This window comes from Allobosea sp. 2KB_26, from assembly GCF_052115715.1.
In the GTDB taxonomy this organism is placed as follows: Bacteria; Pseudomonadota; Alphaproteobacteria; order Rhizobiales; family Beijerinckiaceae; genus Allobosea.
In genome coordinates this window covers 429,476-443,564 of record NZ_JBFRHE010000001.1, presented here as the reverse complement: position 1 = coordinate 443,564, position 14,089 = coordinate 429,476, and the positions used below count along the sequence as shown (strand labels likewise).

Sequence of the window (14,089 nt, the reverse complement as noted above, 5' to 3'; positions counted from 1 at the left end):
GGTGATAGATACCCGGGGGAGCTGATTGACAAACGAGTAATTCGAGCATGATCTGTGAGTATGGATCACAGCTCAGGATTGCCGCCGCTCGATACCTTGCGTGCCTTCGAGGCGGCCGCCCGCTCGGGGAGCTTCTCGGCCGCCGCCGAGACGCTGAACCTGACCCATGGCGCGATCAGTCGGCAGGTGGCCAAGCTCGAGCATTGGCTCGGTACGCGGCTCTTCGCCCGGCAGGCGCGCGGCGTCGCGCTGACGCCAGAGGGCCAGCGACTGATGCAGCGCACGCAGGAGGCTTTCGCGCTGATCGCGGATACATCGGATCGTTGGACCGAGCCGCGCGGTGCGGCGGTCGTGCGCTTCAGCGCGATTCCTTCGGTGTGCAGCCTGTGGCTGATGCCCCGCATGAAATGGCTCGAAAGCGGCGATCCGGATCTGCGCATCGTGCTGCAGGTCGACCATCGCCGGGTTGATCTGGAGAGCGAAGGCATCGACCTCGCCATTCGCTGTGGGCGTGGCGGAGCGCCGGGGCGGGTCTCGGTCCAGCTCTTCGAGGAGTGGTGCTTTCCGATCGCGTCGCCGGCGCTTGCGCAGAGCATCGGTGCCGGCAACGCCGCGCGGCTGCTCGACCTACCGCTGATCCATGATTCCGATGCGTCCGGCTGGCGGGCCTGGTTTGCGGCGCAAGGGCTGGATTACCGGCCCCGTCCGCAGGATCGACGTTTCGAGGACTACAATCTCGTGCTCGATGCCGCTGCCTGCGGGCTCGGCGTGGCGCTCGCCCGGCCACCGCTGGCGCAGTCGCAGATCGAGACAGGACGTGTGGCGGCCGTTGATCCGCGCACTGCGCTCAATCCGGTTTCCTACTGGCTCGACCGTCCGATCGGCCAGCCACGCCCCGCTTCCGCCGCGCTGGCGACGCGGATCGCGCAAGAGGCGGGCTTGTCTGCGGCAAGGCTGACCGCCTTCCTGAAAACAGAAGCAAAGGCAGCTTAGCGCGCCCAGGGTGACGCATCTGCATGCTGCCGAGGGGGCGCGGGCATCCCGGTGACGGGCCATTCCGCGAAGGGATCGTTATGACAGATCCAGTCGCGACCTGCGCCGGCTTCGGCACATCTCACCATTGATGCGGGATCGAACCCGGACCTGGTTCAGTTGGCGATCTTGCGTTCGACCAATTGATAGAAGTCGTCCTTGGCGGGATCCGCGGCCAGTTCCGTGGCCAACGGATCGGAAGGAACGCGCAGCCCACCCAGGTTGACATGAAAGGCCCGGGCGAATCTCTCGTCGGAAAAACAAATCCGGATCGCCCCGTTGTCGCGCGGCACCGAGACGGCACGATAGGGAATTTCCCACTGGCTAAGCCACGCATCCATGGCATGAAGCCTGGACAGGAAATCGTCGCCTTCAACAGCGATCAGCACTTGATGTGCCCATGATCGCGTGCGTGCGCTTCCTCTACGTTCCATCGCAATGCTCCGGATCGTTCTCTCACGACAGCAACTGCGAGCGTTTCAGCCGTGAGTTGTGTTGGATAGTAGGATATTGAGATGGGAGCAATGCAAAAAGAGCAGGTTGCCATTTTGAACCGGGCGTTTTTCCGCGGCAGGCCACAGGAGAAAGCCGCGGTATCGACGGAGAACGCGTCGTTGACACCGCCAACAACAAGCCTCTCCGACATCCGGGATCACCTCGTGCTATGGCGCGGCACTCCGATTTCGCCACGCTGCGACGCCCGCGCCATCTCGAAGCTATCGGCGATCCGGCGCGCCCGGATGATGAAGGCCTGAGCGATGGCAGGCGGACAAAGTTCGCGCGCTGTCGCCTCGAAAAGCTCGAGCCAGCGGTCGAAATGCTTGCTTTCCAGGGGCAGGATCAGGTGCGGTCGCATCGGCCGGCCGCCATAACGACCGGTGCGCAGCATCACGCTGCTCCAGAAGTCGCTGATCTTGCCGATATGGTCATCCCAATCATCAACGGCGGCCTCGAAGACCGGTCCGATCACATCGTCCAGCCGCGCCCGACTGTAGAACGTGCGGATGAGCAGGCTGATTGTCGCCTCGTCAAGGTCGGGATGGGCGATACCGGGATTGGCAAGCGGATTGTCGGTCATTGTCTTCCTGCGGTCCAACCGCCGCTCCATGTCAGGGGGCTGGCGGCTTGCTGCGGATTTCCGAGACAGGTCAGCCGTGGGCTGAGCGAAGTGATCGCCTTCCAGCAACTGCCGCATCTCCTCGGCAAGAGCAAAAAACCTGTCGCGGACTGCCCTGGCATGAGGATTGGCGCGCTCGATCGCCATGAAGACGTTCGGCGCATCATGCCTGACCATATCGGTCGCCTGCATCAGGAGATCGAAGCTGGCCGTCGTCATACGGTGTGGCAGCGGCTCCATCCGCACCAAGATCTTGGCAATCAGGTGCGTCAGGCCCTGGACCATGGCTGTTTCGCGGTCATGGGCGTCGGGCGTGGTCATGATCACCTTCAAGCCGAGCACCTTGCGCAGGAAGGCGGCGATGCGCGGACCATTGCGCCCGCGGACGGGGCACAGCGCAATCTTCAGTCCCTTGATGCCGTGACACGCGCTTTGCGGCCCGAACAGCGGGTGAGTGCCGAGAATGTCGACGTTCCCAGGCAACTCGACCTGCATGGCGCGCACCGGGCCGATCTTGACCGAACCGACATCGAGCACCAGCGTGCCCGCCCGCAGATGCGGCCGCAGGGCCGCAATCGCGGTCGAGATCCGATCGACCGGCACGGCGAGGATCACGACATCGCAGGCGCCGACCGCCCTTTCATCCGATGGAACGAGACCCTTGCCCGATTTGTCGGCCTCGGGCGGACGCTCGGGATCGCAGACGAAGAGCGGGAAATGTGGCTGGAGATGACGAGCCATGAGACGGCCGAAGGCGCCAAAGCCCATGATGCCGACAGACGAGACGGTTTTGCGGGAGGGGTGCATCGCGTTTTTCCTGGAGGAGGCCGCGATGCCGGGTGACTGCCTGAATTCAACCGCCAGCGCGGCGGTTGAACATGGGAATGCCACCGCCTTATGAGGACGGGGCGTAATAGTTCCGTGCGAGGAGGCAGGACATGGTCATGGCTCGCTTAAACCGCGGGCCGGTCGGCCTGTCAACTCAGAGCCTGGGCGAGTAATCGGTCAGCACCATCAGGCGATCCTCGATGGCGCCGACGAGATCGCCATGCTCGATCGCGGTGACGCGCTTGATCTCGGTCCATTCGGGATCGGCCATGAAGCTCGACCAGCGCGCTGCCTTGGTTTCGGCGTCGGGCCAGGCAAGGATATAGGCGAATTCCGTTCGCGTTGCGCTCCGGGTTTCCCACATTGCCACGATCTCGAAGCCGTGGCGCGCCATGATGCGCGCCGCGTGGTCGCGGAAGCGCGCATGGAAAGCCGCCTTGTTGCGTTCGAAGATCTCGTAGATGCGCAACTGGTGGAGCATCGTGTCGCCTCAGGCTGCGGCCTTGGCCTTTTCGGTTTCCATCAACTCCACGAAGCGGGCGAAGAGATAATGGCTATCCTGCGGCCCGGGGGACGCTTCTGGATGGTGTTGGACGCTGAAGGCCGGCCGGTCGTCGAGGGCGATGCCGCAGTTCGAGCCGTCGAAGAGCGAGACATGCGTCTCCTTCGCATTGGCCGGGAGCGTCGTGGGGTCGACCGCAAAGCCGTGATTCATCGAAACGATCTCGACCTTGCCGGTGGTCTTGTCCTGGACCGGATGGTTGGCGCCGTGGTGCCCCTGCTTCATCTTCATCGTTTGCCCGCCAATGGCGAGCGCAAGCATCTGGTGGCCGAGGCAGATGCCGAAAGTCGGAATCTTCCGGTCGAGAAGTTCGCGAATGACCGGCACGGCATATTCGCCAGTCGCGGCCGGGTCGCCAGGGCCGTTGGAGAGGAAGACACCGTCGGGGCTCAGCGCCAGGATGTCGGAGGCGCTGGTTGTCGAAGGCACGACGGTCACCTCGCAGCCGGCCTTTGCGAGCAGGCGCAGAATGTTGCGCTTCACGCCATAGTCGATCGCGACGACTCGGTGTGCCGAGCTCTCGCGCTTGCCGTATCCGGCGGGCCATTGCCACGGCGTTTCGCTCCAGTCGTAGCGCTGAGCGGCGGTGACCAGCGGCACGAGATCGAGCCCGGCCATGTCGGGCAGGCCGGCGGCCTGCCGCTTGAGACGGGGAATATCGAAGATGCCGTCGGGATTATGGGCGAGGATCGCGTTCGGCATGCCGTTGTCGCGGATCAGGGCGGTCAGGGCCCGTGTGTCGACGCCGGCGATACCGACAATGTTGCGAGCCTTCAGCCAGGCGTCGAGATGCCGCGTCGCGCGCCAGTTGGACGGTTCGGTGATGTCGGCATGGATCACGATGCCGCGCACGCCTGAGGACGCCGCGGCGTTCACCGTCTCGGTATCCTCGTCGTTGACGCCGACATTACCGATATGGGGGAAGGTGAAGGTGATGATCTGCCCGGCATAGGATGGGTCGGTCAGGATTTCCTGATACCCGGTCATCGCCGTGTTGAAGCAGACCTCGCCCGGCGCTTCAGCGACGGCGCCGAGGCCGAAGCCTTCCAGCACGGTGCCGTCGGCCAGCACGAGGAGAGCGGTCGCGCGCGGTTCTGTCCAGCCGCCGGTGGCGGGGTTTCCTTCGGGAGCGGTCATGTCTATGTCTCGTCCAGGCCGCGACGAGGCGGCAATGTGTGGGGCGGGGCAGCGGCTTCGCGCTCCGCCGATCTGGAACGCGAGCCTTAAAGACGCCGGTCCACGTCGTCAATCGAGGCCTGCGCCGGCCTGGTACAAGAAAAGGGAATGACGAACATGACGAGCCTGCGCGAGCGCTTCACCAGCGAGCTGAAAGTAGCGATGAAGGCTGGCGAGAAGGGCAAGGTCGGCGCGATCCGCCTGATCCAGGCTGCCTTGAAGGACAAGGACATCGAGGCGCGCGGCGCCGGCAAGGGCGAGGCCTCTGCCGATGAAATCCTCGCGCTGCTGCAGAAGATGATCAAGCAGCGTCAGGAATCGATCGCGATCTACGACGCTAATGGCCGTCCGGAGTTGGCTGCCGGCGAGCGTGCCGAGGTCGACGTCATCTCCTCCTATCTGCCGAAGCAGATGGATGAGGACGAGGTGAAGGCGGCGATTGCCGCCGCGGTGACCGAGAGCGGCGCGGCCTCGGTCAAGGACATGGGCAAGGTCATTGCGATCCTGCGGGCGAATTACGCGGGCCAGATGGACTTCGCCAAGGCGAGCGGCCTGGTGAAGGCGGCGCTCGGCGGTTGATCGCAGGCGAGCGCCGGGGGGCGCACCGGCGCTGTGGATATAGCCGATAAGCCGGTCCGCTTGCGGATCGGCGATTGGCTTCCTGTGCGCCAGGCCCCACATAGGAAGCCATGAAGTTCCCCCCCTCCGTCCTTGAGGAGATCAAGGCGCGGCTGCCGGTTTCGGCGGTCGTGGGCAAACGCGTGCGCCTCGCCAAGGCCGGGCGGGAATGGAAGGGCCTTTCGCCCTTCAATGCCGAGAAGACACCGTCCTTCTTCGTCAATGATCAGAAGGGCTCCTTCTTCGATTTCTCCTCGGGCAAGAACGGCGACATCTTCAAGTTCGTGATGGAGACCGAAGGGCTCTCCTTCCCTGAAGCGGTCGAGAAGCTGGCCTCCCAGGCCGGCGTGATCCTGCCGACCGTGACGCATGAGGCGCAGGTCCAGGAGGAAAGGCGCAAGGGGCTCCACGAGGTTGTGGAGCTTGCGGCGTGCTTCTTCGAAGCCGAGTTGGCGGCTGAGCGTGGCGCCGCGGCGCGGCGCTATCTGTCGGGTCGCGGCCTCGACGGCGAGCCCAGAAGGCAGTTTCGCATCGGCTACGCGCCACCCGATCGTTTCGCGCTGCGCGACCATCTCGCCGGCAAGGGGGTCGATGCCGCCTTGATGATGGAGGCCGGGCTGCTGATCCATGGCGATGAGATCGCCGTACCCTATGACCGGTTCCGCGACCGGATCATGTTCCCGATCCATGATGCGCGCGGGCGGGTGATCGCCTTCGGCGGCCGGGCGATGAGTGCCGAGGTTTCCGCCAAATATCTGAATTCGCCGGAGACGCCGCTCTTCCACAAGGGCCGGCTGCTGTTCAACCACCACAATGCCCGCAAGGCCGCTCATGATCTCGGGCAGGTCATCGTGGTCGAAGGCTATGTCGACGTCATCGCCATGACGATGGCGGGCTTTCCGCAGGTCGTTGCTCCGCTTGGCACGGCGCTGACCGAGGACCAGATCGGCCTGCTCTGGCGCATGGCGGACGAGCCTGTGATCTGCCTCGACGGCGACAAGGCCGGGCGCAAGGCCGCGAGCCGCGCGATCGATATCGGCTTGCCGCTGCTCGAGCCCGGGAAGTCGCTCGCCTTCGCCTTGCTGCCGGACGGGCAGGACCCGGACGACCTGGCGCGCTCCGGCGGCAAGGTCGCGATTGCCGAGGTGCTCAAGGCGGCGCGGCCGCTGGTCGACATGCTCTGGAATCGGGAGGTCGAAGCCGGCTCACTCGATACGCCCGAGCGCCGGGCGGCCTTCGAACGTCGGCTGAAGGAGGCGCTCGGACATATCCGCGACGAGGTGACGCGGCGCCATTATCGCATCGAGATGGAAGAGCGCTTGTCGCAGCTCTTCACCAGTGCTGCTCCTGCCCGCGCCGAAAGGAGTTTTGGCGGCGAAAGGAATTTTGGTGGAGGCGGGCAGCAGCGCGGGCGAGGCGGTGCTCGTGGGCAGGGAGGCGCCGGCGCGAACCGCCAGGCCTTGCCTCTGAGGGCTAGCTCACAGCTTTCGCGCTCGCGCATCGTGTCGCAAGGGCGCGGCGAGGATAAGCGCGAGGCCTTCATCCTGCTGGCATTGGCGAGCCATTCCGGATTGATCATGCGCTGCGCGGACGAATTGTCGGAGCTATCGCTCGATGGCATGGCGGCCGAGCGTTTCAGGCAAGTGCTGCTCGATGCGGCCTTCGGCGACGGGCTCGATCAGGACGCCCTGGCGAATCGGCTCGACCAGCCGAAGGTCCAGGACGCTAAGGCGGCGCTGATGGCCGTCACCGGTCCGGCGGAGCGACTGAAACTCGCCCAAGCGGCTGATCCGGAATCAGTTTTTGAATCGATTCGTCAGGCAATCGTCTTGCATCATCGGGCGCGAACGTTACATAGCGAGTTGAAGGCAGCCGAGCGCGCACTGGCTGACGAAGCGACTGAAGCAAATTTCGCCTGGATCAAAGACGTCAAGGCCCGGCTCGAGAACCTCGAGGGCACCGAGGCCATGGCAGGTGATTGATCGGAACATAGCTTTCGCTGTCGTCGTCACTGTCGCACGGGGCATGGATGGTTCACGATTCCTAAGGAGGATCGGGTCCATCTGGTTGAGATGATTTGGGTGGGGTGAGCGCGCCGGACCAGCGGCCGCGCCGCCCTTTTATGCGTCGACATGGGGCACTTCGCGCCTCCTGCCACGCGAGAGTGCGGAGCGCTGATTGATGGCGACTAAAGCGAGCGAGCGGGAAAAGACCGATCAGGTCGCACCGGAAGCCCCCCCGACCACTGATGGGCCGCTGCTGGATCTGACGGATCAGGCCGTACGCCGGATGATCAAGCTCGCCAAGAAGCGCGGCTATGTCACCTATGACGAACTGAACGAAGTCCTGCCTTCCGAGGAATTCTCCTCGGAGCAGATCGAGGACGTGCTTGGCCAGCTCAGCGAGCAGGGCATCAACGTCGTCGACAACGAAGATCCCGAGGCCGCCGGCGAGGAACGCGCCCAGCGCGGCAAGGACGGCGGCGGCGATGACGAGGAAGCCGAGGGCGATCTCGTCGAGACCTCCCGTTCGGCGCTGCCGGTCGAGGTCAAGCGCAATCTCGAGCCGACCGAGCGCACCGATGATCCCGTTCGCATGTATCTGCGCGAGATGGGCTCGGTCGAGCTCCTGTCGCGCGAAGGCGAAATCGCGATCGCCAAGCGCATCGAGGCCGGCCGCGAGGCGATGATCGCCGGGCTCTGCGAAAGCCCGCTGACCTTCCAGGCCATCATCATCTGGCGGGACGAACTCGTCGACGGCAAGGTTCTGCTGCGCGACATCATCGATCTCGAAGCCACCTATGCCGGTCCCGACGGCAAGAACCCGGCGCAAATACCTGGTGAAGAGGGTGAGGAAGCCGAAGGTCAGCCGGCGGGCGGCCCGCCGGCCTTCGGCAGCGAGGGGGGCGAACCGCCACCCGAGATGGATGACGACGACATCGAGAACAATGTCTCGCTCTCGGCGATGGAAGCCGAGCTGAAGCCGCGTGTGCTCGAGACCTTCGATTCGATTGCCGACAACTACAAGAAGCTGCGGCGCCTGCAGGACCAGGATATCGCCAACCGGCTGGAGAACACCAAGCTCTCGCCGTCGCAGGATCGGAAGTACAAGAAGCTCAAGGACGACATCATCACTGCGGTGAAGTCGCTCTCGCTCAACAACAACCGCATCGAAGCGCTTGTCGAGCAGCTTTACGACATCAACAAGCGCCTGATCTCGCATGAGACACGCTTGCTCCGCCTGGCCGAGACCTATGGCGTCGCACGCGAAGATTTCCTCAAGCAGCATGTCGGTGGCGAGCTCGACCCCAAATGGGTCCTGCGCGTCTCCAAGCTCGGCTCGCGCGGCTGGCGCGAATTCGTCGGGTCCGAGAAGGACCGGATCAAGGAGCTGCGCGAAGACATCCACACGCTTGCCTCCGAGACCGGCCTGGAGATCCAGGAATTCCGCAAGATCGTGCTGATGGTCCAGAAGGGCGAGCGCGAAGCCCGGCAGGCGAAGAAGGAGATGATCGAGGCCAATCTGCGTCTCGTGATTTCGATCGCCAAGAAGTACACGAATCGCGGCCTGCAGTTCCTCGACCTGATCCAGGAGGGGAATATCGGCCTGATGAAGGCGGTCGACAAATTCGAGTACCGTCGCGGCTACAAGTTCTCGACCTACGCGACCTGGTGGATTCGGCAGGCGATCACCCGCTCGATCGCCGACCAGGCGCGCACCATCCGCATCCCGGTGCACATGATCGAGACGATCAACAAGATCGTCCGGACTTCGCGCCAGATGCTGCACGAGATCGGCCGCGAGCCGACGCCTGAGGAGCTGGCCGAGAAGCTCGCCATGCCGCTCGAAAAGGTGCGCAAGGTGCTGAAGATCGCCAAGGAGCCGATCTCGCTGGAAACGCCGATCGGCGACGAGGAAGATTCGCATCTCGGCGACTTCATCGAAGACAAGAACGCGATCCTGCCGATCGACGCGGCGATCCAGTCAAACCTGCGCGAGACGACGACGCGGGTGCTGGCTTCGCTCACTCCGCGCGAGGAACGCGTGCTGCGCATGCGCTTCGGTATCGGCATGAACACCGACCACACTCTCGAAGAGGTTGGCCAGCAGTTCTCGGTGACGCGCGAACGTATCCGTCAGATCGAGGCCAAGGCGCTACGCAAGCTCAAGCATCCGAGCCGGTCGCGGAAGCTGCGCAGCTTCCTCGACAACTGAGCTCAGCACTCGGGATCAGAGAAGGGCGGCGCAAGCCGCCCTTTCCTTTTGACGGGGAACGTTCAGCCTTGGCTGGGCGTGGCGACGATGAGTGCCACGAGCCGTCGCACGAGGGGCAGCACGACAAGCAGGGTGGGGAAGGCGACCAGCCAGGACAGGCCCCAAGAGACGGGCCAGGTCTGTAGCGCGGTCATGGAAGGACCGAGAGCCTTCAATGTCGAGATGCCTGAGACGACGAAGGTCATCACGATCGACAGGATGAAGGGCATGATGATGCCGGCATAGCGCGCCGGCAGCTTGCGGCGCGGGCGTGAGACGTCAGTCGGAGACATGGAGAACAAGCTCTCGAGACAGGCAGTGTCGCTGGGGAGGCGCTTCCGGCATCCATCGGCGCAACGCCGCGGTGGATGCGTTGCCTGACGTGAGACGCTGACCGCTCCCTGGAGCGATGCGGCTTTCTAACCGCTGCCTAGCCTGCTGCCAAGCACCACATTCCTCTTCCGATTCAGCGACCGGCGAAGATGTCGGGCCTTGGCAGCGGCTCCCATGAGTTGCCTGCCGAAATCAGGCAGCTCATGCCTTCGGGGGTGGTCGCAAAAACGGTCCAGCTGCCGGCCGGCCCCGTAAAGAGCTCAAGGATATAGCCGCCCTCGGCGAGACCGTTGCCGACAAGGTGTTCGCCGTAAATGTCGCGCAAATGGTCGACGACTTCGCTTCGCGCTGCGCAAGGGGGCCCCCGCGGCGCCTGTGCTTGCGCAGGACCCGCGTGACTCAGTGTGGCGAGCGCGAGCAGCAGCGGCGACAGCGTCCTGATCCGTCTCATGACCGCCTCCCTATTCAGAGGCGCCCGCGAGAGGAAGAACCTGGCGTCTAGGGGTGCGACGGTCGCCCTGAACCCTTAAAACGTGGGATCCGCTCTGTCTGCTTTCAAGAAACGCCGATAGTCGATGGAGGGATCACTGAACGGGGAGGTCAGAGTCCAGCCTTTCACCATGAGGTGGTCAGCTCCTGCCGGTCAGCCCGAGGAACAACTGGTAACTCTCGGCCGCGCCGGCGCCGCCGGCGCCGGTGTCGATCTGCTGGAAACCGACGAAGGCTGCGTATTCGAGACGGGCGAGAGCGAGCGCATTCTTCTCATCGAAGCGTCCGGAGGCCCGGTGCAATCCTGCGAGATAGGCGATGCGCTCGCGGTCCACCTGCGTGCAGACGCGCATCACGGCGATGTCGCTGGCGGCAAGCCGGCGCATACCTTGCTCGACGCGGCTGTCGAGGCGCAGCGCCATCTGGTCGAGGAGGGATAGCCTGGCGTCTGGTTGCTTGCCGGTATCGGCGGCTTCGACGAGTCGGCGGGTGTAAGCCTCGCGCCAATGCTCCGCGAGTGCGGTGAGATAGGCCTCGCCCGTCACGAAATGCGCGTAGAATGAGCCCTTGGTCTTGCCGCCGCGTCGGCAGAGCGCTTCGATGGTCACGCCGGCAGGGCCGGCTTCCGCAAGCGCCGCGAGGCCGAGGTCGAGCCAATCCCTCTGCGAGAAACGGTGGGCGGCCACCTTCACCACCACAGGCCCAGTGCGCCGCATGCGGCCATGGGAAGGAACAGGGCCCATTGCGGGAAATGAGTGGGTCTCAGCCGGAAGCGCCGGATCATGGCTAGATTCCAGAGGGCGAAGAGCCCAGCGCACCCTGTCGCAAACGCCCCAAGGTCGCGGCTGCCTGCGTGCCAGGCAACGAGACCGAAGGCGAGCGCGAGCCCCGCCAGCACGATCGTGACCAGGTGCCAGCAATAGTAATTGGTGAATTTGGGCACTTTGCCCAACCCGCCGGAGGCAAGGAGCGGCTGGGCAACTTCGCGCCCACCGAGCCAGACATGGATCACGCAGGTCAAGACTGCGATCGCGGCAGCGGCCAGGAACCAACCATTCATCCGGGTGCTCTCGATGTCCGTTCAATACCATACAGTATGGTATTAAACGCTGTGTGTGGCAAGGAGGCAGAGGGACACGCTTGATGGGGAGTTGTATGATGGTTGACGAGCACCGAGCACTCGCGCCACTCAATATGTGTGAAGATACACGAGGCCGGCTCCCGCTCTCGCAGTTTCTGCCTTATAGAGATCGAGATCGCTATGGAGGCCGCATGTCATTCCTGAAATCCCTGTTCGGCCTTGGTGAGAAGGCCGAGAAACCGGCTCCTGGGCCGCTCAAGACTTTGGAGCACAGAGGCTTCACGATTCACGCCACGCCCTACCAGGAGGGCGGGCAGTATCAGCTCTGCGGCGTCATCGAGAAGGACGTCGATGGTGACCTGAAGACGCATCGCTTCGTACGGGCCGATCGTTTCCCCGGTGTGGCGGAGGCCGCCGACTTTACCTTGTTGAAGGGGCAGCAACTCATCGATGAGCAGGGAGATGCCATTTTTAGGTAGAGACTCCGGAAATCTGGCGGCTATTGTGTTTTACTTTGCGTCGCTTTTTATATTGATCCAATTTTTTCTTACGAGACTATGTATATATTTCAAGTATGCGATGTATTTCATTGTAATGATCTTGTCGTTTGAGATGTTTCGTTCTCATTATTTCTCTGTGTAGGGCTCTCTCCCTCTCATTTGATCGGAGGCTTAATCTTTTATTGGCATCTCCGTGCTGTCATCGCTCAGTGACCACAGAATGAGGCGACACGGATTCCTCGATGCATCGGGCTGCTGCCGACCCAGACGCTCTTGATCATGACGCGCAAACGCAGCGGGCGCCGTGATATCCGGGCTTGCGACTTTCGCCGGGAGCGACGCGGATCTCACGCCCCTTGTTGCTGCAATGCCGCTACTAGGCTCTCGCGCTGCGGATAACGCCTGGCTTGCGAGCGTCCTCGATCAGCTTCCCGCTGCCGTCTATGTCACGGATGCGGATGGGCGCCTGACCTACTTCAATCGCGCCGCTGCCGAATTCGCCGGTCGTGAACCACGAATTGGCGCAGATTTCTGGTGTATCACGCACCGCTTGCTGACCAAGGACGGTCAACATCTGCCGCATGATCAGTGCCCGATGGCGATTGCGCTGCGCGAGGGGCGAGCCATCCGGGGCGTCGAGGCGCAGGCCGAGCGGCCGGATGGGAGCTGCATCCCTTTCATGCCATTCCCGACGCCGCTCTTCGATGGCAGCGGCAGGCTCGTTGGGGGCTTCAATCTGCTCGTCGACATCAGCGAGCGAAAGCATGCCGAGAAGAAGATCGCCCATCTATCCCGCAACGATGCACTGACGGGGCTTCCGAACCGCTTCGCTCTTCGCTCGTATCTGGTCGAGCGCATGGAACGCGCAAAGCATGAAGGCGAGAGCTTCCTGGTGATGCGGATCGATCCCGACCGCTTCAAGTGTTTCAATGATGAATATGGCCAGGCGACTGGAGACGGCCTCCTGATCGAACTCGCCAGGCGTCTGGGATCTATCGAGGGCGGCTTCGCGGCGCGAATGGGCAGTGACGAGTTCGTCCTGGTGTCGCGGCACTCCCCTGGTGGCGAGCATGGTCTGTTGCAGGCTGAGCAGGTGCGCTTTGCGCTCGAAGCGGATTTCATCGACGGAACGGCGCGTCATGCGGTGAGCGTCAGCGTGGGCTGCGCCCGGTTCCCCGAGGACAGCGACAGCGAAACGGGATTGCTCGACGCCGCGAATGCGGCCTTGCGTCTCGCCAAGACCGAAGGGCGCAGCCGCATCCGGATGTTTGACTTTGCCGAGCAGGAGCGCGAGCGCGAACGTCTCGATCTGCGCGCGCATCTGCGCCAGGCCATCGAGACCGGGGCGATCCTGTTGCATTATCAGCCGCAGTTCCGGGCGGATGGCAGCGTCGTCGGGTTCGAGGCATTGGCACGCTGGCGCCACCCTTCACGCGGCGTCGTCTCGCCGTCCTTGTTCATCCCAGCAGCGGAGGAGGGCGGGCTTATCGCCGCGCTTGGGGCTCACGTCCTTCGCGCGGCCTGCCGCGAAGCGGTGCGCTGGAAAGAGCCTCTCAGGATCTCCGTCAACATCTCGCCGCTCGAATTCGCGGCTGACGCGTTGCCCGGCCTCGTGGAGGAGGTGCTGAGGGAGACCGGCCTCGATCCGGAGCGGCTGGAACTCGAGATTACCGAAGGGGTGATGGTCACCGATGCCGACCGCGCCATGGCAACCCTGTCGCGCCTGCGCGCACTTGGCGTGCGGATCGCTCTCGATGATTTCGGCACCGGCTATTCGTCGCTGTCCTATCTTCACCGCTTTCCTCTGACGACTCTGAAGATCGATCGCAGCTTCGTCGCAACGCTCGGCGTCACGCTCGAAGCCGTTGCGATCACCCGCGCCATCATCCAGCTTGGGCATGCGCTGGGCATCGAGGTGGTGGCGGAAGGCGTCGAAACACCCGAACAGCTCGACTTCCTGATCTGCGAGGGTTGTGACTCGACGCAGGGCTATTTGCTCGGCCGGCCACTGGATGCCGCAGCCTATGCCCCGCTGACCGGTAGCGCCTGAGCGGCGGCGCACGTTCATTCCGACCAGCTATTGCCGAGGCATCCGCTGC

Annotated in this window: 14 protein-coding genes and 1 pseudogene; 6 read left to right on the top strand and 9 right to left on the bottom strand. The window is 63.6% G+C overall.

Annotated features, from left to right (window positions below; translation table 11 throughout):
- The first annotated feature begins 60 nt into the window (after nucleotides 1-60).
- Nucleotides 61-993: a LysR family transcriptional regulator gene (locus AB4099_RS02140; RefSeq protein WP_441476868.1), complete on the top strand. Its 933-nt coding sequence runs from the start codon at nucleotides 61-63 to the stop codon at nucleotides 991-993.
- Between the two features lie 155 nt (nucleotides 994-1,148).
- Here AB4099_RS02140 and AB4099_RS02135 read toward each other — a convergent pair whose 3' ends face one another.
- The 5 genes and pseudogenes from AB4099_RS02135 to carA all read right to left on the bottom strand — a co-directional run bounded on the left by AB4099_RS02135 (nucleotide 1,149) and on the right by carA (nucleotide 4,676).
- The gene (locus AB4099_RS02135) at nucleotides 1,149-1,421 is read right to left on the bottom strand and encodes a hypothetical protein (protein WP_069879733.1); all 273 of its coding nucleotides are present in this window, start codon (nucleotides 1,419-1,421) and stop codon (nucleotides 1,149-1,151) included.
- A 263-nt stretch (nucleotides 1,422-1,684) separates the two neighbouring features.
- Nucleotides 1,685-2,110 carry a group III truncated hemoglobin gene (locus tag AB4099_RS02130; RefSeq protein WP_441477654.1) on the bottom strand — a complete coding sequence of 142 codons (426 nt, stop codon included), beginning with the start codon at nucleotides 2,108-2,110 and terminating at the stop codon, nucleotides 1,685-1,687.
- Between the two features lie 93 nt (nucleotides 2,111-2,203).
- Nucleotides 2,204-2,956, bottom strand: a pseudogene (locus AB4099_RS02125) (prephenate dehydrogenase/arogenate dehydrogenase family protein); the annotation flags it as partial.
- A gap of 175 nt (nucleotides 2,957-3,131) precedes the next feature.
- Nucleotides 3,132-3,458, bottom strand: a complete 327-nt coding sequence (locus AB4099_RS02120) for an NIPSNAP family protein (protein WP_441476867.1) — start codon at nucleotides 3,456-3,458, stop codon at nucleotides 3,132-3,134.
- Nucleotides 3,459-3,467: 9 nt separating this feature from the next.
- Entirely contained in the window at nucleotides 3,468-4,676 is a 1,209-nt protein-coding gene (gene carA, locus AB4099_RS02115) for a glutamine-hydrolyzing carbamoyl-phosphate synthase small subunit (RefSeq protein ID WP_441476866.1), read from the bottom strand.
- Between the two features lie 147 nt (nucleotides 4,677-4,823).
- On the opposite strand from carA, the gene AB4099_RS02110 reads away from it, so the two are divergent.
- The 3 genes from AB4099_RS02110 to rpoD all read left to right on the top strand — a co-directional run bounded on the left by AB4099_RS02110 (nucleotide 4,824) and on the right by rpoD (nucleotide 9,548).
- Nucleotides 4,824-5,294: a GatB/YqeY domain-containing protein gene (locus AB4099_RS02110; protein ID WP_441476865.1), complete on the top strand. Its 471-nt coding sequence runs from the start codon at nucleotides 4,824-4,826 to the stop codon at nucleotides 5,292-5,294.
- Between the two features lie 110 nt (nucleotides 5,295-5,404).
- Nucleotides 5,405-7,315 (top strand): DNA primase, encoded by a 1,911-nt coding sequence (gene dnaG / locus AB4099_RS02105; protein ID WP_113513955.1) that lies wholly within the window; start codon nucleotides 5,405-5,407, stop codon nucleotides 7,313-7,315.
- A 199-nt stretch (nucleotides 7,316-7,514) separates the two neighbouring features.
- Nucleotides 7,515-9,548 (top strand): RNA polymerase sigma factor RpoD, encoded by a 2,034-nt coding sequence (rpoD, locus tag AB4099_RS02100; protein ID WP_113513953.1) that lies wholly within the window; start codon nucleotides 7,515-7,517, stop codon nucleotides 9,546-9,548.
- 62 nt (nucleotides 9,549-9,610) lie between these two features.
- Here rpoD and AB4099_RS02095 read toward each other — a convergent pair whose 3' ends face one another.
- The 4 genes from AB4099_RS02095 to AB4099_RS02080 all read right to left on the bottom strand — a co-directional run bounded on the left by AB4099_RS02095 (nucleotide 9,611) and on the right by AB4099_RS02080 (nucleotide 11,469).
- Entirely contained in the window at nucleotides 9,611-9,880 is a 270-nt protein-coding gene (locus AB4099_RS02095; protein WP_441476864.1) for a DUF2798 domain-containing protein, read from the bottom strand.
- Nucleotides 9,881-10,053: 173 nt separating this feature from the next.
- Nucleotides 10,054-10,371, bottom strand: a complete 318-nt coding sequence (locus AB4099_RS02090) for a hypothetical protein (RefSeq protein ID WP_441476863.1) — start codon at nucleotides 10,369-10,371, stop codon at nucleotides 10,054-10,056.
- A gap of 178 nt (nucleotides 10,372-10,549) precedes the next feature.
- Entirely contained in the window at nucleotides 10,550-11,095 is a 546-nt protein-coding gene (locus AB4099_RS02085) for a TetR/AcrR family transcriptional regulator (protein ID WP_441476862.1), read from the bottom strand.
- A 2-nt stretch (nucleotides 11,096-11,097) separates the two neighbouring features.
- Complete coding sequence (locus tag AB4099_RS02080; RefSeq protein ID WP_441476861.1) at nucleotides 11,098-11,469, bottom strand: hypothetical protein; 372 nt, start codon at nucleotides 11,467-11,469, stop codon at nucleotides 11,098-11,100.
- A gap of 212 nt (nucleotides 11,470-11,681) precedes the next feature.
- On the opposite strand from AB4099_RS02080, the gene AB4099_RS02075 reads away from it, so the two are divergent.
- Nucleotides 11,682-11,969: an HlyU family transcriptional regulator gene (locus tag AB4099_RS02075; protein WP_113513943.1), complete on the top strand. Its 288-nt coding sequence runs from the start codon at nucleotides 11,682-11,684 to the stop codon at nucleotides 11,967-11,969.
- A 388-nt stretch (nucleotides 11,970-12,357) separates the two neighbouring features.
- Complete coding sequence (locus AB4099_RS02070; protein ID WP_441476860.1) at nucleotides 12,358-14,040, top strand: putative bifunctional diguanylate cyclase/phosphodiesterase; 1,683 nt, start codon at nucleotides 12,358-12,360, stop codon at nucleotides 14,038-14,040.
- The last annotated feature ends 49 nt before the right edge of the window (nucleotides 14,041-14,089 follow it).